Raw genomic sequence first — 19,628 nt, 5'->3', positions numbered from 1 at the left:
GACACGCCTATATCGGGAGCAAGCCCCATCCCACATTTTGATTTGTGGTGTGTCTGGGATGCAGGGGATTATTTGGGATACAGCGGCGGCAAGCTGGTGCTATCCATCGCCGGGTCTTGCTCGCGCTCAGCCATTGGAATGGCCTTGATCGCGCGCCACAGTTCCTCGCCCAACCAGTATTGGCCACTCTCGCTGTACAACGCGCCATTCAAGCCATCCAACGCATCCGACAACGGCACGAACCGCGCCGCCATGTCCGCCAGGGTTTCTGGTTGCTGGCGGGCCCAGGCGTCGAGGGCCTGGCGGGTGGCGTGGGGGTCGTTGGCCTGGGTCGCGCGCTTGAGGTCATCGAGCAGGGTGCGTGGGCTGGGGCCGGTTTGCGTGGCGCGCTGTACCGCCGGTTGTCGGCGGGCGCGCCACCACAGGCCGAAGCCGAGCAGGGTGGTGCAGGCCAGCAGCACGGTGCTCAGTTGCCACAGCCACAGGCGGCTGTCATCCGGTGCGGTAATGATGGTGGGCGTGGCCGGCGTGTCGACCACCAGGCTGGGGTTGTTGGCCACTTGCAGGGTGCGGGCCGGCAGGCTGGTGCGTTCGAGGTGATCCTCGTGGGTGTTCCACCACAGCACTTCCACCGGTGGCAGTTCGAGTGCGCCGACGCGGTTGGGCACCAGTGCCTCGCGGTCTTCGCGGCTGCCGATCAGGCCGCGGTCACTGGTCTGGTTGCCGAGCACCGGCTGGTCCGGGTAGCGGCGCAGGCCGTTGATGTCCGTACTGGGCAGCGCCGGCAACTGGGCGCTGGACAAACCCTCGGCCTTGATCGTGAGGCTGCGGGTCAGCGAGTCGCCCACCTGTACGTGCTCAGGCTCCGGGTTCCAGCCCTCGGTGAGGGTCAGGCTGCGCGCCGGCAACCAGGGCGCGTCGGCCGGATACCGCTCGGGCTTGGGCTTGACCGTCAATGTGAGTGGCGCTGAGCTGACGTGGATCAACTTGCCGGGCTTGGTGCCTTGCAGGGTGTTTTCCTGCGGCGGGCGCGACTCCACCAGCGTTGCGCTGAACGTCTGTGCCGGGATCGTCACGCTGCCGCTGTGCTGCGGGTAGATCGCGTAGCGGGTTTCGATCACGCCATGGCGGATGCTGTTGATGACTTTTTCGTAGGTGCGCGACTCGCCCAGTTGTTCCACGCGCGCATCGGGAATCTGCAGCGGCGTGAGTCTGCTGTCGTCGTACAGCGACACCGAGTGGTACACGCGCACGGTCAACAGCACTTGGGCCTGCACGTACACAGTGGGCTGGTCAAGAGTGGCTTCGATAAATACCGGCGCCAGTTCGGCGCTGGTGTTCTGGCTGGCGGTTTCCAGCACCTGCAGGCTGATGGGCTGGGTCTGGTAATCGCCCACTTGCAGGGGCGGGATGACCACGGTGCCGTTTTCCTTGGGCAGCAGGGTGATGATCCAGCGGGTGGTGGCGTGGTTGTCGCCGCCCAGGGTGGTGAGCTGGTTGATCTGGCGCGTGCCGCTGACTTCGAACTGCGCATCCAGCGGTGACAGGTCCGGTTTGCCGAACTGAGTCACATCGCTCGATTCCACCGTCAGTTCGACCGTTTCGCCGGAATTGAGGCGGCTGCGGTCGACGCTGGCGACCAGGCTTGCCGCCTGGGCGTGGCCCGCCGATAACGCCAGCAGGAGCAGTAGGGTGGTGCGGCGGCTCATCGCGTCTTGTCCTGATGTTGTTGCTGTTCGTACCAGAATTTGCGTCGCAGCAGTTCGCCGGGGTTGTCCGGGATCTCCCGCAGCCACTGTTCCAGGGCCTGGCGGTGTTCACCGTCGAGGCTGGCGTCCAGGGGGCGCAGCGGCGGGGTGGTGGTGTGTTCATCGCCCAGCTCGCTGCCCGGCACTTCGTTACCACCGTTTTGCGCAGGGGCGCTGGTCTGGGTGTCGCCGGTGCCGGCTTCGCCCTGACCCTGGGCCGACGTTTCGCCGCCCGCGGCGTTTTGCCCGCTGGCGCCCGGTTGCGCAGTTTGGCCGGGTTGGCCGGTTTCGTCATCTTCGTTTTTTGCCGGCTGGTCGGGCTCGGACCGCGCCTGTTCTTGCAGCAGGGTTTCCACCAGGGCTTTGTTTTTCAGCGCCGGTTGCAGGTCGGGCTGGGCTTCCAGGGCCTGTTCGTAGGCATCCGCCGCAGCCTCCAGCTCGCCGGACCTGGCCAGGGCATTGCCACGATTGTAGTGGGAGTAAGCGTCATTGCCTTCGGCAAAACGCTTGATGGCCTCGGCATAGTTGCCGGCTTCGTACAGCGCCACGCCTTGCCATTGCGGGTCCTGGAAGTGTTCGGCGGCTTCGGCCGGGCGTTTTTTCTTCAGCAGGTATTGGCCTTGCTGGTCGGGGCGCAGCCACAAATCCTGGAATTCAAAGGCGTAGCTAGGTTGCGGCGCGCCCAACAGCAGCAGCGGTAAAAAGAACAACCAGCCGCGCCGCCCGGCGCAGGCGGCCAGCAGCAACAGCGGCAGCAGCAACCAGTAACCCTGGTCGGCCCAGGTGTCCAGGTGCAGCAACTGGCCGTCGTTGCGCAAGGCTTGGGGTGGGTCGAGCACGCCGAGCTGGCGCAGGTCTTTGTCGTCCAGGCGCGCAGCGCGGTAACGCCCACCCATTTCACTGGCGAAGGCCTTGAGGGTCGGGCTGTCTAGGCGCGGCACCAGAATCGCGCCTTGTTCGTCCTTGAGGAATTCGCCGCTTTCCTGGGTCACTGGCGTGCCTTCGCGGCTGCCGATGCCGAGGATCGACAGGCTCGGCGCCTGGTTGCTTTGCAGCAGCAGGCGAATGCCTTGGCGTTCCTGCTTGGACAGTGACGAGCCGATCAGCAACAGGCGGCCCTGGCCCAGGCCCGCCTGGTTGAGCAAGCCCAGGGCTTTGTCCACGGCCAGGTCGGCGCGGTGGCCGGACTCGGGCATGATCGAAGGGCGCAGGGCTTCGAGCAGGTTGCGGCTGGTGGCCAGGTCATCCGACAGCGGCACCAGGGTGTGCGCGCTGCCGGCATAGACGACGATGGCGGTTTGCGCATCGGTGCGCGCCTGCAGCAAGTCGTACAGCTTGCGCCGGGCCTGTTCCAGACGGTTGGGCGGGCTGTCGGTGGCGAGCATTTCCGGGGTCAGTTCCAGCAGCACCACCAACGGGTCGGACGGTTTCTGGCTGGACTGCTCAACCCGCTGCCAACTGGGGCCGAGCAATGCCAGCAGCGCCAACAGCCAGGCAATGCCGAGCACCACCCAGGGCGATTTGCTTTCGCGTCCGCTGCCACCACTGAGCAACACGGCATGAAACGCCGGCGGCAGGATCATCTGCCAGCGCCCGGCGCGCTTTTGTCGGTGCCACAGTTGCCACAGCAGCCAGCCGAGCAACGGCAGCAGCAACAGCCACCAGGGGCGGAACAGGTGCGGCCACAGGTCTATCATCGCCGTCTCCGCAAACGCAGGCGTTTGAGGCGCTGGCGCCATTCAGGGCTTTGCGGCAGGAAAATGCCTTTGCTCGACAGCTTGTTAAGCGCGCGTTGCAACGCGTTGTTCGGCCAGCGTTCCTGGATGACCAGCAACAGGCTCAAGAGCAGCGCCAACGCCAGGGGGCCGCTGTACAGCGCCTGGGCCGGGCGGGCCTGGGTCGGTTGTTGTTGCACCGGTTCGAGTGTGTCCAGGGTGTGCTTGATCGCTTGCAGTTCTTCGCCGTCGCGGGCGCGGAAATACTGCCCGCCGGTGGCGGCGGCGATGGCCTTGAGCGCAGGTTCGTCTAGGTCCAGGCTCGGGTTCACGCCCAGGATGCCCAGCGAGCCGGTCTGCTCAGGGTCGGCGCCGATGCCGATGGGGTAGATCTTCACGCCTTCTTCGGCGGCCAGGCGCGCGGCGGTCAGTGGGTCGATCTGCCCGGCATTGTTGGCGCCGTCGGTGACCAGGATCAGCACGCGGCTCTGTGCCGGGCGCTGGCGCAGGCGCTTGAGTGCCAGGCCGATGGCGTCGCCGATGGCGGTGTTCTTGCCGGCGATACCGATGCGCGCTTCATCGAGCCAGGTGCGTACGGTACGGCGATCGAAGGTCAGCGGCGCCTGCAGATAGGCCTGGCTGCCGAACAGGATCAGGCCCACGCGGTCGCCTTCGCGCTCTTGCAGAAAGTCGCCGAGCAAGTGTTTGACCAGGCTCAGGCGGCTCACGTCTTCGTCCTGCCAGTGCATATCGGGGAAATCCATGGAGCCGGACACGTCCACCGCCACCAGCAAATCGCGGCCACTGGCGGCAATCGGCAGCGGTTCGCCCAGCCATTCCGGGCGCGCGGCGGCGGTCAACAGCAGCAGCCACAGCACCACGAACGGCGCTTGCTGGCGCCAGCCCGGCAGGTTCACGCGGGCACGGCGCCGGGCGAGGCCTTCGAGGTCGCTCAGATAGCTGACTTTAAGTGCCGGCTCGCCGCTGTCGGCCGCGGGCAGGATAAGCCGCATCAACCAGGGCAAAGGCAGCAGGGCGAAGATCCACGGCCAGGCGAACTCAAACATGTTTGCGAATCCAGGTGTCGATCGCCTGGGTCAGGCCGGCAATCGCCTTGTCGTCGAGTTTGCATTCGGGCTTGTAGGCGCCTTCCACCAGGACCATCCAGCGAGTGAGGCCGGCGGCCGGGCAGCGATTGTCGAGGAACGCCAGCCATTTGCGGCCGTTGAGGGTGTGGCTCTGGCTGTAGGGGTAGTCGTTGCGGCACAGGCGTTTGAGCAGGCCGTTGAGTTGTTGCAGCCAGGCCCCGGCGGGTGCGCCGTCGTAGGGTTTGGGCATCAGCGCCAGTTCGGCCAGGGCGGCGATGCGCAGCGGGTCCAACGGTTGTTCGGCTCGCGCCACCGGGCGCCGCGTGGGCAGAAAACGGCGCAGCGACCACAGGCCCCAGCCGAGCAGTGCGATCACCGGCAGCAACAGCCACCAGCCGGGCGCGGGCGGCCAGAAGCCGATGGCCGGCGGCGCGATCAGCGGTTGCAGTTGGTCGAGGCTGCTCATTGTTTTTTAACCGGGCGTTGCGGGTTGAGGTATTCGCGCAGTTGCTCGACCATTTCGCTCTGGGTGCTCAAGGGCATCAGCAACACCCGCAGTTTCTGCGCCAGCAGCTCCCAGCGGGCAATGCGGGCTTCGGCCTGGGCCTTGTAGGCCTGGCGCAGATCGACGTTGAGCGTGTCCAGTTCCAGTTGCGCGCCTCTTTGCTCGAAGCGCAGCAGCCCGGCGGCGGGCAGGGCGTGGTCCAGCGGGTCGGAGATCGGCAACAGCAGCAGGTCGCAATGGCGTGAGAGCAGGCTCAGTTGCTGTTCGGCGCCTTCGCTGAGCGCGCGTTCGTCGCAGATCACAATCACCAGGCTGCCGGGGCGCAGCACTTCGCGGGCACGACGCAGGGCCATGCCCAGTGCGTCGGCTTCCGGGTGGCTTTCGGTGTCCAGGCTCTGGTTGACACGCACCAGGCGGTTGAGCAGTTGCAGCAGGCTTTGTTTACTGCGCCGGGGTTTGATCTCGTAGTGTTCGTTGTCGCCGAAGACCAGCCCGCCGACCCGGTCGTTATGCCCCAGCGCCGCCCAGCCGATCAGGCTCGCCGCCTGCGCCGCGAGCACCGACTTGAACATCTGCCCCGAACCGAAAAACAGCCGGCAGCTTTGCTCGACCATGATGAAAATCGGGCGTTCGCGCTCCTCGTGGAACAGTTTGGTGTGCGGCTCCTGGGTGCGTGCGGTCACCCGCCAGTCAATGGTGCGCACGTCGTCACCGGCCTGGTACACGCGGACCTGGTCGAAGTCGACCCCGCGCCCGCGCAGTTTGGAGTGGTGCAGGCCGATCAACGGGCTGCGCTGGCTCGGCGTGGAAAACAGCTGCACTTCGCGCACGCGGTGGCGCATCTCAATCAGCTCGCTGAGCGTGACGCGGACCCCATCGCTTGCGTTCATCGACTTCAAGCGACGGCAACGACGTCGAGAATGCGTTGCACCACGCGGTCCTGGTCAATGCCGGCGGCTTCGGCCTCGAACGACAGGATAATGCGGTGGCGCAGCACGTCGAACAGCACCGCCTGGATATCTTCCGGGCTCACGAAGTCGCGCCCGGCCAGCCAGGCATGGGCGCGGGCGCAGCGGTCCAGGGCGATGGATCCCCTGGGGCTGGCGCCATAGGCGATCCATTCGGCCATCTCCGGGTCGAACTTGGCCGGGGTGCGCGTGGCCATGACCAGCTGCACCAGGTATTCCTCTACCGCATCGGCCATGTACAGGCCGAGGATTTCCTTGCGCGCGGCAAAGATCGCCTGCTGGCTGACGCGGCGTTCGGGTTTGGTTTCACCGTTGAGCGCTTCGCCACGGGCCTGTTGCAGGATGCGCCGCTCCACGGCCGCGTCGGGAAAGCCGATCTTGACATGCATCAGGAAACGGTCGAGCTGGGCTTCGGGCAGCGGGTAGGTGCCTTCCTGCTCGATGGGGTTTTGCGTGGCCATCACCAAAAACAACGGCGACAGGTCATAGGTGCTGCGCCCCACACTGACCTGGCGCTCGGCCATGGCTTCGAGCAAGGCCGACTGCACCTTGGCCGGCGCACGGTTGATTTCGTCGGCCAGCACCAGGTTATGGAAAATCGGCCCTTGCTGGAACACGAAGCTGCCGGTTTCCGGGCGATAGATTTCGGTGCCGGTGATGTCGGCCGGCAGCAGGTCGGGCGTGAACTGGATTCGATGGAACTGCGCTTCGATGCCCTCGGCCAGCTCTTTGATGGCCTTGGTCTTGGCCAGCCCCGGCGCGCCTTCGACCAGCATATGGCCGTCGGCGAGCAGGGCGATCAATAGGCGATCGATGAGTTTTTCCTGGCCGAGAATCTGCGTAGAAAGAAAGGTTCGCAGCGCGAGCAGCGCTTCACGATGTTCCATCGATGACGGTTCCTGGAAAGAGGAGCCCGCGTGCTATGCAACAAACACCGGGCTGGGGGGCATTACTTTAATGCATCGAGGGGTGTGGCGACTAACGGCGTGCGGGGTATTTTTAGTAAAACGTGTAGGAATTTTGTGTGTTGCGCATAAATTCATGGGGGAAGCGCACTGATCCGCTCCCCCCTTGCGGCTCAAGGGCACGGCACCCCGAGGTGCCATTCCTTGCCGTAGGCGGCCGAGTTGGTGTCCGGCGGTTTGTTGATGCTGTAGAAGTTCTGTTTGTACACCTTGCCGTTGTAGAGCACCGCCTCTGCATACGACGAATAGACCTTGGTGGCCAACCAGGCCGGCGTGTTGCCGCAGTTACCCGAGTCCGGCGCCGCTTTGACGGTGAGCGGTTTGTCCAGCCGCAGCACGCCGCCACGTCCGTCACTCACCGAAACGCTGAGGGTCGCACGAGTGTCTCTGCTTACTGGGCGGGCCGTTACGCTGATGGTGCGGGTGGTGGAGTTGTTGGCGCTGAGCACGTCCGGGAGTGTCCAGGCATAGGTCATGGGGTCTCCATCCGGATCGCTGGTGTTGGCCAGGAAATTTGCGCTTTTGCCCGAATCGATCGTCTCATCGCCCATCAGGTCACCCACCGGCGGCCGGTTTGCGGGTGTATCGGCGGTGACGTTCACGCTGTGGCTGGCGGTGGCTGTGCCGCCGCGTGCGTCGGTGATCGTCAATGTGATACTGCGTGTACCGGCAGTGTTGGGCGCGACGAACGCGGCGGACGGTTGCGTCGACGCAGCTGGGGTAAAGCCGTTTGCAGACCACGCAAAGCGCAGGTCTTGACCGGTTGACGAGGTACCCGACAATTGCAGCGTTTTGCCGACTTCGACGGTGGCTGGCCCGGTGATCCTGGCAACCAGTTGTTCGCCACCGCAGGCACCTAGACGACGCCAGGGTTTGGCGGCACCGGTTTCAACAAAGTTCAGGTCGGGGCGTGCGCCTTGGGACCAGTGTGCGACCTGATAGTTGTAACCGCTGTGGGAGACTTTTTCGTTGGTATTGGAGTAGACCTTAGTGGCCACCCAGGCGGTGGTGCAGTGGCCGTCAGGTGGTGTTTCGGTGGCTTTGATGAGGATGTTTTCGGTCAGCGTGATGGAGTGAGTGCCATCGGACACCACCACGGATATGGACGTGCGTGTGTCGACGGGCATGGTCGGCGCGGTCAGGGCCAGCGTCGGGCCGTCACCCGTTGGGGGCGTGAACCCGGTGGCGTTCCAACGGTACGTCAGTGGTTTTTGGCTCGGTGACTCAGCGTAGACATGACCGGTGAATGTCGCCCCTGACTTCACGTCTTCGGGCAGGGCCAGGCGGCCGGTGGGCGGTTGGCCGATGCCGTCGGCGAGCAGTTTTTTGATGGCTAGGTCCAGGTTTGGCTGCACGCCGATTTGGGTGCGATTGCCGTTGGCCTGCGGGTAGCCGGTTTCCACCAGGATTCTGCGCAGTTCCTTGGGTGGGATGTTACCCAGGCCGTTGGCCCGCGCGACACCCTGCAGTGATGCCATCACCCCGGCAATGATCGGGTTGGCTGATGAGGTGCCGCTGTAGGTGTGGGTGTAGCCGGTAGTGAGGTTGGCCACACTCCACGTGGTCGTCGTAACGTTGGCGCCCCAACTGAACAGGTCCACGCGGCTGCCATATTGCGAGAAGTCTGATTTCAAACCTGACGTTGGCGAGACGGCCCCGGCATAGATACTGCCGGAGTCGAACCTGTTGCGATCAAAAAAACCGCCGAAGAAGGGGTGATCCAGATTGATGTTGCCGTTCGCGGCCGCGAGTACCACATGCGCGCCTTTTTCCTGGGTCAGGTAGGTGATGATGTCGCGCACGGGCCGGTTGTACTCAAGCGGCATATAGCAATTGGAGGTGCAGCCCACGCCGGGAAGGGTGGAGTAATAGTAGTGCACGCCCAATTGCACGACATCTCCGGCCCTGAGTTGCTCGGCCAGTTGCATCAGCCGTTCCGTGCCGAATTGAACGTAGCCCAGTTGTGCCGCGGGGGCGACGCCGGTGGTGCCGAAGCCGTTTGCCCTGGCGGCGATCACTCCCGCGCTGGCTGTGTCATGAGAGCCGGTGGTGGCCGTGGGGTTGATTTCCATAAATGGTCTGGGCAAGTCCACGTGTTCGTAGGACCAGTGGTCGATTTCCGAAGAGATCACCCGCATGTTCTCACCCTTGGCGCCGGGAACGCTCCAGCCTTGCACCGCATTCACGCCGCCGATTCTGTAGGGCGACATGGCTCGCGGGCCAAACAGATAATTCTGGCGGTCGGTGTAATCCGGAATACGGGTGGTCGTGCTCTGCGTAACGGGTTCGGCCTTGTCGTCGGACATGCCATCCACGAGGGGTTCAAAATCGACGTACTCGATGGCGGGATCTTGCTTGAGTTGGGCGGCGAGCGCCTGCGCCTGTTGCGGGGTGAGTTCGCGCAGGTCGATAAGGTAATAACGATCCAGCCGGTGCCGTTGCAGGGCTTGGACATTCTCCCGCGTAAGGGCTTTGGTCGGGGGCACCAGGGGCTTGATGTTGGGCACGCGGGACTGAAAGGTGCTTGAGGGATCGCGGTTGTCCTGCCAGTTGCGGGCGCCGGTTCCGTCGTCTTTGAGCAGCACAATCAAGTGTGAATGGTCAATGTCGGCCGCCGGCGCCGACAGCGCCGATGACCCTGCGGCCAGCAGGCCAATTGCCAGAACCGTACTGAGGTATTTCATCGAGGCACCCGCGCTGTCACTGTGATTGCGATCAGCTAAGGCGCAAAATTTCGTTACGGGTACTGTTAGAAATAACAGTACCGACCAACGGTCAGAGGTTCGTCGCGACCGCGCGGGAGCAGACAGGGCGCTGGATCAGGCGCGAATGTAGGTGCCGGTGTCCTTGAGAATGTTCTGCAGTGTTTGTTCAATTTCTGCCATATCCGCCAACACTGTGTCGTGGTTGATCTGCAGCTGAGTCTTGCCACCCAGCGCATCGGCATCGTCTGTGGCAAGTTCCACCAACAAGGTAGTGTCGCCCAGCGTCACCTTCAGCCCATCCAGGGTAGAGGGCTCGTAATCCCAGGTCAGTTCCACCTCATCCTCATCCGGGTAACGGGTCAGCATGAACATCTCGCCGTTTTTGCCGTGGCAGCAAAGCATGGCCATGTGGTCTTCTTCGTCGTCGCACGGGGTGGCCATCAGGGCGTCGGTTTTAAATTGCAGCATGGGAAATCCTGTCTGGGGGAAGGGCGCGGCGCGGCAATTGTGCCATTGCGGCGAATTTTCTGCTGCATCCCGTGTCACAACGAGGCATGACCTGGCGGGCAAAACCAGTCATTTTTGGTGCTCGCAGGTTTGAAAGCTGCCTGTTTTTGCCCCGCTAGTTCCGGGTTGCACCCGTCGCAACCCCGAGCCTGCTTACCGATGACCGAATATGTCGCAGCGCTGCAAGAGCAGTGCTCCTACACTCGTTAAGCTGCGCAACGGATGCGCGCGTTCCGGGCGCCTGACCTGCCCGTCGTACCGTCACCCGGCAAGGTGCGCATCTTATGGAAGTTGTATGTGACCTGACTGTCCTGTCCAGCTTCACCCACCTGTCACCCTGATTCGTTTATGGTGCTTAACTCGTTACCAGCGAACAGAGCTGACGGCCCCTCCCAAGGGGATAACACGCGACGCTTCCATCAATAACAAGCCCAAGCGGAGTACCACAGATGGCGTTCTTCACCGCAGCCAGCAAGGCCGACTTCCAGCATCAACTGCAAGCGGCACTGGCGCAGCACATCAGTGAACAGGCACTGCCACAAGTGGCGCTGTTCGCTGAACAATTCTTCGGCATCATTTCCCTGGACGAACTGACCCAGCGTCGCCTTTCCGACCTGGCCGGTTGCACCCTGTCTGCCTGGCGCCTGCTTGAGCGCTTTGACCACACCCAACCGCAAGTGCGGGTCTACAACCCCGATTACGAACGTCATGGCTGGCAGTCGACCCACACCGCGGTCGAAGTGCTGCACCATGACCTGCCATTCCTGGTGGACTCGGTGCGTACCGAGCTGAACCGTCGTGGCTACAGCATCCACACCCTGCAGACCACCGTGCTCAGCGTGCGGCGTGACAGCAAGGGCGAGCTGCTGGAAGTGCTGTCCAAGGGCACCCAGGGCGAAGGCATCGAGCAAGAATCGCTGATGTACCTGGAAATCGACCGCTGCGCCAACGCGGCCGAACTGAGCGTGCTGAGCAAAGAGCTGGAGCAGGTGCTGGGCGAAGTGCGCGTGGCGGTGGCCGATTTCGAGCCGATGAAAGCCAAGGTCCAGGACCTGCTGGCCGGTATCGACGCCAGCCCGTTCGGCATCGACGGCGAAGAAAAGGCCGAGATCAAGAACTTCCTGGAATGGTTGGTGGGCAACCACTTCACCTTCCTGGGCTATGAAGAATTCGTGGTACGTGACGAGGCGGACGGCGGCCATATCGAATATGACGCCAGCTCGTTCCTCGGTCTGACCAAGCTGTTGCGTGCCGGCCTCACCGCCGACGACCTGCGCATCGAAGACTACGCCGTGTCCTACCTGCGCGAGCCGACCGTGCTGTCGTTCGCCAAGGCCGCGCACCCAAGCCGCGTGCACCGTCCGGCCTACCCGGACTACGTGTCTATCCGCGAGATCGATGCGGACGGCAAGGTCATCAAGGAATGCCGCTTCATGGGCCTGTACACCTCGTCGGTGTATGGCGAAAGCGTGCGAGTCATCCCGTACATCCGCCGCAAAGTCGCCGAGATCGAACGCCGTTCGGGTTTCCAGGCCAAGGCGCACCTGGGCAAGGAGCTGGCGCAGGTGGTTGAAGTGCTGCCCCGCGATGACCTGTTCCAGACTCCGGTCGACGAGCTGTACAGCACCGTGATGTCGATTGTGCAGATCCAGGAACGCAACAAGATCCGCGTGTTCCTGCGCAAAGACCCGTATGGTCGTTTCTGCTACTGCCTGGCCTATGTGCCGCGCGACATCTATTCCACCGAAGTGCGCCAGAAGATCCAGCAAGTGCTGATGGATCGTCTGAAAGCCTCGGATTGCGAGTTCTGGACCTTCTTCTCCGAATCCGTGTTGGCCCGTGTCCAGCTGATTCTGCGGGTAGACCCGAAGAACCGCCTCGACATCGACACGCTGCAACTGGAAAAAGAAGTGGTGCAGGCTTGCCGCAGCTGGCAGGACGACTACGCAAGCCTGGTGGTGGAGAGCTTCGGCGAAGCCCATGGCACCAACGTGCTGGCGGATTTCCCGAAAGGCTTCCCGGCCGGCTACCGCGAGCGTTTCGCTGCGCATTCGGCTGTGGTCGATATGCAGCATTTGCTCAGCCTCACCGAAGCCAACCCGCTGGTGATGAGCTTCTACCAGCCGCTGGGCCAGGTTTCCGGCCAGCGTGAGCTGCATTGCAAGCTGTATCACGCCGACACGCCGCTGGCACTGTCCGACGTGCTGCCGATCCTGGAAAACCTCGGCCTGCGCGTGCTGGGCGAGTTCCCGTACCGTCTGCGCCACGCCAATGGCCGCGAATTCTGGATCCATGACTTTGCGTTCATCGCCGCCGAAGGCGTGAACCTGGATATCCAGCAGCTCAACGACACCCTGCAGGACGCGTTCGTGCACATCGTGCACGGCGATGCCGAGAACGATGCGTTCAACCGCCTGGTGCTCACCGCCGGCCTGCCATGGCGCGACGTCGCGCTGCTGCGTGCCTATGCGCGTTACCTCAAGCAGATCCGCCTGGGCTTCGACCTGGGTTATATCGCCAGCACCCTGAACAACCACACAGACATCGCTCGCGAGTTGACCCGGTTGTTCAAGACCCGCTTCTACCTGGCGCGCAAGCTCACCGCCGACGACCTGGAAGACAAGCAGCAACGCCTGGAACAAGCGATCCTCAGCGCCCTGGACGACGTCCAGGTGCTCAACGAAGACCGCATCCTGCGTCGCTACCTGGACCTGATCAAGGCCACCCTGCGCACCAACTTTTACCAGACCGACGCCAACGGCCAGAACAAGTCGTACTTCAGCTTCAAGTTCGACCCGCGCGCGATCCCTGAGCTGCCCAAGCCGGTGCCGAAGTTTGAAATCTTCGTGTACTCGCCACGGGTTGAAGGCGTGCACCTGCGCTTCGGCAACGTGGCGCGGGGTGGCCTGCGCTGGTCCGACCGTGAAGAAGACTTCCGCACCGAAGTGTTGGGCCTGGTAAAAGCCCAGCAGGTGAAGAACTCGGTGATCGTGCCGGTGGGCGCCAAGGGCGGCTTCCTGCCGCGTCGCCTGCCGCTGGGCGGTAGCCGTGACGAGATCGCGGCCGAGGGCATCGCTTGCTACCGCATTTTCATTTCCGGCCTGTTGGACATCACCGACAACCTCAAGGACGGCGCCCTGGTGCCGCCGGCCAACGTCGTGCGCCATGACGACGATGACCCGTACCTGGTGGTGGCGGCGGACAAGGGCACAGCGACCTTCTCCGACATCGCCAACGGCATTGCCATCGACTACGGCTTCTGGCTGGGTGATGCGTTCGCCTCCGGTGGTTCGGCCGGTTACGACCACAAGAAAATGGGCATCACCGCCAAGGGCGCGTGGGTCGGTGTGCAGCGTCACTTCCGTGAGCGCGGCATCAACGTGCAGGAAGACAGCATCACCGTGGTCGGCGTCGGCGATATGGCCGGTGACGTGTTCGGTAACGGCTTGCTCATGTCCGACAAGCTGCAACTGGTCGCGGCCTTCAACCACCTGCACATCTTCATCGACCCGAACCCGAACCCGGCGACCAGTTTCGTCGAGCGCCAGCGCATGTTCGAGCTGCCGCGTTCGGCCTGGACCGACTACGACACCAGCATCATGTCCGAAGGCGGCGGTATCTTCTCGCGCAGCGCCAAAAGCATCGCCATCTCGCCGCAGATGAAAGAACGCTTTGACATCCAGGCCGACAAGCTGACCCCGACCGAACTGCTCAACGCCTTGCTCAAGGCGCCGGTGGACCTGTTGTGGAACGGCGGCATCGGTACCTACGTCAAGGCCAGCACCGAAAGCCACGCCGATGTGGGCGATAAGGCCAACGACGCGTTGCGCGTCAACGGCAACGAGCTGCGCTGCAAGGTGGTGGGCGAGGGCGGTAACCTCGGCATGACCCAACTGGGTCGTGTGGAATTCGGCCTCAATGGTGGCGGTTCCAACACCGACTTTATCGACAACGCCGGTGGCGTGGACTGCTCCGACCACGAAGTGAACATCAAGATCCTGCTCAACGAAGTGGTGCAGGCCGGCGACATGACCGACAAGCAACGCAACCAGTTGCTGGCGAGCATGACCGACGAAGTCGGCAGCCTGGTGTTGGGCAACAATTACAAGCAGACCCAGGCCCTGTCCCTGGCCGCCCGCAAGGCTTACGAGCGTGCCGCCGAGTACAAGCGCCTGATGAGCGACCTGGAAGGCCGTGGCAAGCTGGACCGTGCCATCGAGTACCTGCCGACCGAAGACCAACTGGCCGAGCGCGCCTCGACCGGCAAGGGCCTGACCCGTCCGGAGCTGTCGGTGCTGATCTCCTACAGCAAGATCGACCTCAAGGAAGCGCTGCTCAAGTCGCTGGTACCTGATGACGACTACCTGACCCGTGACATGGAGACCGCGTTCCCACCGAGCCTGGTGGCCAAGTTCGGCGAAGCCATGCGTCGCCACCGTCTCAAGCGTGAGATCGTCAGCACCCAGATCGCCAACGACCTGGTCAACCACATGGGCATCACCTTCGTTCAACGACTCAAAGAGTCGACCGGCATGAGCCCGGCGAACGTGGCGGGCGCTTATGTAATCGTGCGTGACATTTTCCACCTCCCGCATTGGTTCCGTCAGATCGAAGCGCTGGACCACCAGGTGTCCGCCGAGGTGCAACTGGAGCTGATGGACGAACTGATGCGCCTGGGCCGCCGTGCTACGCGCTGGTTCCTGCGCAGCCGTCGCAACGAACAGGACGCCGGGCGCGACACCGCGCACTTCGGTCCACACCTGGCCGCGTTGGGCCTCAAGCTCGACGAACTGCTGGAAGGCCCGACCCGCGAAGGCTGGCAGACCCGCTACCAGGCCTACACCGAAGCCGGTGTACCGGAGTTGTTGGCGCGCATGGTTGCAGGCACGACCCACCTGTACACCTTGCTGCCGATCATCGAAGCCGCCGACGTGACCGGGCATGACGCCGCCGAAGTGGCCAAGGCCTACTTCGCCGTCGGCAGCGCCCTGGACTTGCCATGGTACCTGCAGCAGATCAGCGATCTGCCGGTAGCCAACAACTGGCAGGCCCAGGCCCGCGAAGCGTTCCGCGACGATGTGGACTGGCAGCAACGGGCGATCACCATCTCGGTACTGCAAATGGCCGACGCGCCACAAGACATGGAAGCCCGTGTGGCCCTGTGGCTTGAGCAGCACCAGGACATGGCCGATCGCTGGCGCGCAATGATGGTGGAAATTCGTGCCGCGGTCGGCACGGACTACGCCATGTACGCGGTCGCCAACCGTGAGTTGCTGGATTTGGCGTTGAGCGGTCAGTCGGTGCTGCAACCGGCTTGATTTAGCGGCTGAAACAAAAGCCCCCGTCTCGTGAGAGGCGGGGGCTTTTTATTGGAACACTATTTATCAAGCGCTGAAGGCCCAGTGTGGGAGGGGGCTTGCCCCCGATAGTGGTGTGTCAGGCAGTGCATTCATTGGCACTCCCTCATCGGGAGCAAGCCCCCCACATTGGATCTTCTTTATATCTGGAGGTCAGTGGTGCTTCAGTAATTTGCTTTCCAGGTGATCCAGGTGCTGGGTCATCAACGCCACGGCAGCGTTCGAATCCCGCCGTTCAACCGCCTCCACAATCGCCACATGCTCCTGCCACGCGCAATACGTGCAGGCTTTCGCTTCATATTGGGCGATTACCAGGGAGGTCAATGGCACCAGGCTGTTCAGGAATTGCGCCAGTGGCGCATTCGCCGCGATGGCCGCCAAGTGCAGGTGAAACTCCCCCGACAAGCGAATCGCCGGCCCGCGCTGGTTGTGTTCGATGCACTCATGCTCGCGGGCGATCAATTCGCGTAGCTGGCGTATCTGTGCGGCTGTCGCCTGGGCGCAGGCCAGTTGCACCACCGTGATTTCGGTCATGCGCCGTGCTTCCAGAATCTGCCGCGTCTGCTGCGCATCCGGCGCCGCGACTTGGGCACGCTGGTTGGGACGCAGGATGATCACCTGTTGGTGGGACAGCTTGGCCAACACCCGGCGAATCACGCTGCGGCTCACGCCAAAGGTTTCGCCCAGGCTTTCTTCGGTAAAGCGGCTGGCCGGGGCGATGCGTTGTTCGAGGATTGCGTCGAACAGGCGTGGGTAGATGTCATCCACCGAAGGCTTTTTACCGGCCGCCAGGCGCAGGGCAGGGAGGAAAGGCTCGCGTTGCAGGGCGTGGGCGGTCATGGTCGTCTCCAAAAAGTCAGCTGCCCAGATGGTCATCCGGGATGTTCAGGGCAATGCCCATGCGCAGGCCTTCCTGGAGGATGTGCCGACGCATCTCGGCGCTGGCCAGGGCGCTGTTCTTGTTACGGATGGCACGCACCACGGCTTCGTTTTCCCGCAGCCGTTCGGCCAGGTGCTCGGGGGAGTTGCGCAGCACTTGGGCGCTTTGCTTGAGGGCGTTGCTGGTCTGCTGCACCACGTTCTGGAAGATCGGGTTGGAGGTGAGGGCGAACAGCTCTTCGTGAAAGCCGATGTAGGCGTTCATCCCGGCTTCGGCGTCACCTGCATCCAGGGCTTCGCGCATGTCCATCAGGGTCAGACGCAGTTGGCCGACATCCTTGCTGCTGATGGTCTGGGCCACCAGGCCGACAATGAATGGTTCCAGGGTGTAGCGCAGTTGCAGAATGTCTTCGAGGCTGGCGTCGGCCACGGCGTCGGTCGATTGCGGTTCGCTGACGCTGGTTTCCAGCACCACCACGCCTTTGCCCGGCATGGAGCGCACCAGGCCGAGGGTTTCCAGCACGATCACCGCTTCGCGCAAGCTGGGGCGGCTGATGCCCAGCTGTTCGGCCAGCTCACGTTGGCCGGGCAGCATTTCGCCACGCCGCCACTGGCCCCGCTTGAGTGCGGCGCGCAGTTTTTCTACGACTGAATTGACGACGGTTGAGGTGCTGATCACGTCGATGACTCCTTGATGTTGCGAATACATTGATCCAATTAACGCTGCTCAACAGTGGGAGGGGCGGTGCGACGATTCGACTTGCCCCCTCCCACATTTGTCCGTGTTGCTTTTAGAACTCCTGATGCGCCGGCAACACCGGCTTCCTGGTCTGGAAGGCGTACCCTTGTTCGCCGTCGAGCACTTTATTGGCGCGTTGGATATCGATGTCTTTTTCCCAGCGGGCGATGGCCACGGTGGCGACGCAGTTGCCAATCAGGTTGGTCAAGGCGCGGCCGATGCCCATGAACCAGTCCACCGCCAATACGAGCACAAGCCCTACCACCGGAATCGCCGGGATCGCCGTGAGTGTCGCCGCCAGAATCACCAGTGCCGAACCGGGGATGCCGTGGGCGCCCTTGGAGGTGATCAGCGACACCAGCAGGATGGTCAGCAGGTCGGTCATCGACAGCGGTGTGCCGGTGGCGTTGGCGATAAATACGATGGCCAGGGTCAGGTAGATGGAGAAGCCGTCAAGGTTGAACGAATACCCCGTCGGAATCACCAAGCCCACGGTAGAACTGCCGATCCCCAGGTGTTCGAGTTTGCGCATGACCTGCGGCAGTACCGCATCGGAGGAGGCGGTGCCCATGACGATCAGCAGCTCTTCGCGCAAGTACTTGAGCAGCGGCAGCATGCGCAGCCCTGAAACGCGCATCACCAGGCCGAGAATCAGCGCGACGAACGCGAAGCAGGTCAGGTAGAACAAGCCCACCAGGCTGCCCAAGTGTTGCAGCGAGTCCAGGCCGTAGGTGCTGGTGGTGAAGGCGATCGCGCCGAACACGCCGATCGGCGCCAGGCGCACGATCATGCCCATGATGCGGAAAATCACATGGCTCAGCTCATTGATCAGCCGCGTAATGCCGCTGGCCGCTTCGCCCACCAGGTTCAGCGCACTGCCGAACAACACCGAGAACAACAGCACTTGCAGCACGTTGTTATCGGCAAAGGCGCCGATCACCGAGTTGGGGATCAGGTCCATCAGGAACTGGCTGGTGCCTTTGATGTGCTGGCCCTTGTCGGCCAGTTCATTCAGACCGGCGGAGGACAGTTGCTCCAGGTGGATATTGGCGCCTTGGCCGATACCGGTGCTGAACGCCATGATCAGGCCGATCACCAGGGCAATGGTGGTGAGCACTTCAAAGTAGATCACCGACTTGAGGCCGATGCGCCCGACCTTCTTCAGGTCGCCGGCACCGGAAATACCGCTGACCACCACGCAGAACACGATCAGGCCAATCAGCATTTTGATCAGCTTGATAAAACCGTCACCCAAGGGTTTGAGTTGCGAGGAGAATTCGGGAAGGGCCAGGCCGCAGACGATGCCAAGCATCAGGCCAATCACGACTTGCAGGAAAATCGAACGCGAGCACCATCTGAGCATGGGAGGGATCTCTATTCGGCGCCCCGGTGGTTCCAGGGCTTAATTGTTGTGGTCATACCGGTAAGTCCAGTGCGTCGCCAGTCTAGGCCAGGTATTTTTGAAATAACAAGACATTATTCGTCGGTTGACGAGTTCCGGTCTGACCAGTTGGTCGCTGAGGGCGATGCTTGAGCGGTTGGTGATGTGCAAAAATTTTCGCTTATCATCCGCCTTCGGCACATGAGGTGATGAATGGATACACCAGGACTGACCACCGACGCGACAGGCCGCAGCTATTGCACGTGGCGCACCTCGGCGCCCGAATACCCGCATTACCATGATCACGAGTGGGGTGTGCCGGTGGCGAACGATATCCAGCTGTACGAGAAGATTTGCCTGGAAGGTTTCCAGGCGGGCATGGCGTGGATCACCATCCTGCGCAAGCGCGAGCAGTTTCGAGGGGCGTTCGAGGGCTTTGATTTTCGTCGTATCGCGCAATATGGCGAAGCGGATATCGAGCGCTTGATGCAGGACACCGGTATTGTGCGCAATCGGGCGAAGATCGTGTCCGTTATCAACAATGCATGCCGGGCGTGTGAGCTGGTGGATGAGACCGGTTCGCTGGCGCGCTGGTTGTGGGCGTTTGAGCCCGGCCCTGAGGAGCGCCCGGCGGTGGTGGACCTGGATTACTGGACGGGCAATCCCACCTCGCCGGCCTCGGTGCGACTGTCCAAGGCCCTGAAGAAGCGCGGCTGGACGTTCGTGGGGCCAACCACGATGTATGCGTTGATGCAGGCGATGGGGATGGTCAATGATCACCTTGATGGCTGCGCGTGCCGCCCGCAGATTGAAGCGCAGCGGCGTCAGTTCAAACGCCCGTGAGTCGCAAAAATGTGGGAGGGGGCTTGCCCCCGATGGCGGTGGTTCAGTTGACATCTCTTTGGCTGATATACCGCTATCGGGGGCAAGCCCCTCCCACCCTTTGACCGAGTTCCAGCATCGAAACGACGCTCGAGTGTGGGAGGGGCTTGCCCCCGATTGCAGGCGACTCGGTCTCAGGTAATCGGCGCCGGGTTGAACAAGGTGATGTCGTTGTGCAGCTTGTGATGC

General features: G+C 62.7%; 13 protein-coding genes. 2 read left to right on the top strand and 11 right to left on the bottom strand.

Annotation, left to right across the window (positions count from 1 at the left end):
* Nucleotides 1-68: 68 nt before the first annotated feature.
* The 8 genes from JWR98_RS05535 to JWR98_RS05500 form a co-directional block, all read right to left on the bottom strand.
* The gene (locus JWR98_RS05535) at nucleotides 69-1,709 is read right to left on the bottom strand and encodes a BatD family protein (protein ID WP_078732986.1); all 1,641 of its coding nucleotides are present in this window, start codon (nucleotides 1,707-1,709) and stop codon (nucleotides 69-71) included.
* On the bottom strand, nucleotides 1,706-3,445 hold the full coding sequence (locus tag JWR98_RS05530) for a tetratricopeptide repeat protein (protein ID WP_078732987.1): 1,740 nt from the start codon (nucleotides 3,443-3,445) through the stop codon (nucleotides 1,706-1,708). Before JWR98_RS05530 ends, JWR98_RS05535 begins: the two co-directional genes overlap by 4 nt.
* Nucleotides 3,442-4,530, bottom strand: a complete 1,089-nt coding sequence (locus tag JWR98_RS05525; RefSeq protein ID WP_205489488.1) for a vWA domain-containing protein — start codon at nucleotides 4,528-4,530, stop codon at nucleotides 3,442-3,444. Before JWR98_RS05525 ends, JWR98_RS05530 begins: the two co-directional genes overlap by 4 nt.
* A complete protein-coding gene (locus JWR98_RS05520) occupies nucleotides 4,523-5,017 on the bottom strand; it encodes a DUF4381 domain-containing protein (RefSeq protein ID WP_003174330.1) in 495 nt (164 codons plus the stop codon). Before JWR98_RS05520 ends, JWR98_RS05525 begins: the two co-directional genes overlap by 8 nt.
* Nucleotides 5,014-5,946, bottom strand: a complete 933-nt coding sequence (locus JWR98_RS05515; protein ID WP_205489487.1) for a DUF58 domain-containing protein — start codon at nucleotides 5,944-5,946, stop codon at nucleotides 5,014-5,016. The genes JWR98_RS05520 and JWR98_RS05515 overlap by 4 nt, the downstream gene beginning before the upstream one ends.
* A 5-nt stretch (nucleotides 5,947-5,951) precedes the next feature.
* A complete protein-coding gene (locus JWR98_RS05510; protein WP_003174327.1) occupies nucleotides 5,952-6,911 on the bottom strand; it encodes an AAA family ATPase in 960 nt (319 codons plus the stop codon).
* A 191-nt stretch (nucleotides 6,912-7,102) separates the two neighbouring features.
* Nucleotides 7,103-9,673, bottom strand: a complete 2,571-nt coding sequence (locus tag JWR98_RS05505) for a S8 family serine peptidase (RefSeq protein ID WP_078732990.1) — start codon at nucleotides 9,671-9,673, stop codon at nucleotides 7,103-7,105.
* A gap of 135 nt (nucleotides 9,674-9,808) precedes the next feature.
* The gene (locus tag JWR98_RS05500) at nucleotides 9,809-10,162 is read right to left on the bottom strand and encodes a hypothetical protein (RefSeq protein ID WP_078732991.1); all 354 of its coding nucleotides are present in this window, start codon (nucleotides 10,160-10,162) and stop codon (nucleotides 9,809-9,811) included.
* Nucleotides 10,163-10,650: 488 nt separating this feature from the next.
* On the opposite strand from JWR98_RS05500, the gene JWR98_RS05495 reads away from it, so the two are divergent.
* Complete coding sequence (locus tag JWR98_RS05495) at nucleotides 10,651-15,519, top strand: NAD-glutamate dehydrogenase (protein WP_078732992.1); 4,869 nt, start codon at nucleotides 10,651-10,653, stop codon at nucleotides 15,517-15,519.
* 192 nt (nucleotides 15,520-15,711) lie between these two features.
* On the opposite strand, the gene JWR98_RS05490 is transcribed toward JWR98_RS05495, so the two are convergent.
* From JWR98_RS05490 to JWR98_RS05480, 3 genes are all read right to left on the bottom strand, one after another.
* Nucleotides 15,712-16,398, bottom strand: coding sequence for a GntR family transcriptional regulator (locus JWR98_RS05490; protein ID WP_078733105.1), 687 nt, complete (start codon nucleotides 16,396-16,398; stop codon nucleotides 15,712-15,714).
* Nucleotides 16,399-16,414: 16 nt separating this feature from the next.
* Nucleotides 16,415-17,116, bottom strand: a complete 702-nt coding sequence (locus tag JWR98_RS05485; RefSeq protein WP_205489486.1) for an FCD domain-containing protein — start codon at nucleotides 17,114-17,116, stop codon at nucleotides 16,415-16,417.
* Between the two features lie 112 nt (nucleotides 17,117-17,228).
* Nucleotides 17,229-18,554 (bottom strand): C4-dicarboxylate transporter DctA, encoded by a 1,326-nt coding sequence (locus tag JWR98_RS05480; protein WP_205489493.1) that lies wholly within the window; start codon nucleotides 18,552-18,554, stop codon nucleotides 17,229-17,231.
* Nucleotides 18,555-18,770: 216 nt separating this feature from the next.
* Here JWR98_RS05480 and JWR98_RS05475 point away from each other — a divergent pair, with 216 nt between their 5' ends.
* A complete protein-coding gene (locus JWR98_RS05475; RefSeq protein WP_205489485.1) occupies nucleotides 18,771-19,400 on the top strand; it encodes a DNA-3-methyladenine glycosylase I in 630 nt (209 codons plus the stop codon).
* Nucleotides 19,401-19,628 lie beyond the last annotated feature (228 nt).

Source organism: Pseudomonas lactucae (assembly GCF_016937615.1).
GTDB classification, from domain to species: Bacteria; Pseudomonadota; Gammaproteobacteria; order Pseudomonadales; family Pseudomonadaceae; genus Aquipseudomonas; species Aquipseudomonas lactucae.
This window is presented reverse-complemented; position numbering and strand designations above follow the sequence as displayed.

What these genes read in the sequence shown, in the direction of transcription:
- JWR98_RS05535 (WP_078732986.1), bottom strand. Translation starts at nt 1,709, where the DNA reads ATGAGCCGCCGCACCACCCTACTGCTCCTGCTGGCGTTATCGGCGGGC.
- JWR98_RS05530 (WP_078732987.1), bottom strand. Translation starts at nt 3,445, where the DNA reads ATGATAGACCTGTGGCCGCACCTGTTCCGCCCCTGGTGGCTGTTGCTG.
- JWR98_RS05525 (WP_205489488.1), bottom strand. Translation starts at nt 4,530, where the DNA reads ATGTTTGAGTTCGCCTGGCCGTGGATCTTCGCCCTGCTGCCTTTGCCC.
- JWR98_RS05520 (WP_003174330.1), bottom strand. Translation starts at nt 5,017, where the DNA reads ATGAGCAGCCTCGACCAACTGCAACCGCTGATCGCGCCGCCGGCCATC.
- JWR98_RS05515 (WP_205489487.1), bottom strand. Translation starts at nt 5,946, where the DNA reads ATGAACGCAAGCGATGGGGTCCGCGTCACGCTCAGCGAGCTGATTGAG.
- JWR98_RS05510 (WP_003174327.1), bottom strand. Translation starts at nt 6,911, where the DNA reads ATGGAACATCGTGAAGCGCTGCTCGCGCTGCGAACCTTTCTTTCTACG.
- JWR98_RS05505 (WP_078732990.1), bottom strand. Translation starts at nt 9,673, where the DNA reads ATGAAATACCTCAGTACGGTTCTGGCAATTGGCCTGCTGGCCGCAGGG.
- JWR98_RS05500 (WP_078732991.1), bottom strand. Translation starts at nt 10,162, where the DNA reads ATGCTGCAATTTAAAACCGACGCCCTGATGGCCACCCCGTGCGACGAC.
- JWR98_RS05495 (WP_078732992.1), top strand. Translation starts at nt 10,651, where the DNA reads ATGGCGTTCTTCACCGCAGCCAGCAAGGCCGACTTCCAGCATCAACTG.
- JWR98_RS05490 (WP_078733105.1), bottom strand. Translation starts at nt 16,398, where the DNA reads ATGACCGCCCACGCCCTGCAACGCGAGCCTTTCCTCCCTGCCCTGCGC.
- JWR98_RS05475 (WP_205489485.1), top strand. Translation starts at nt 18,771, where the DNA reads ATGGATACACCAGGACTGACCACCGACGCGACAGGCCGCAGCTATTGC.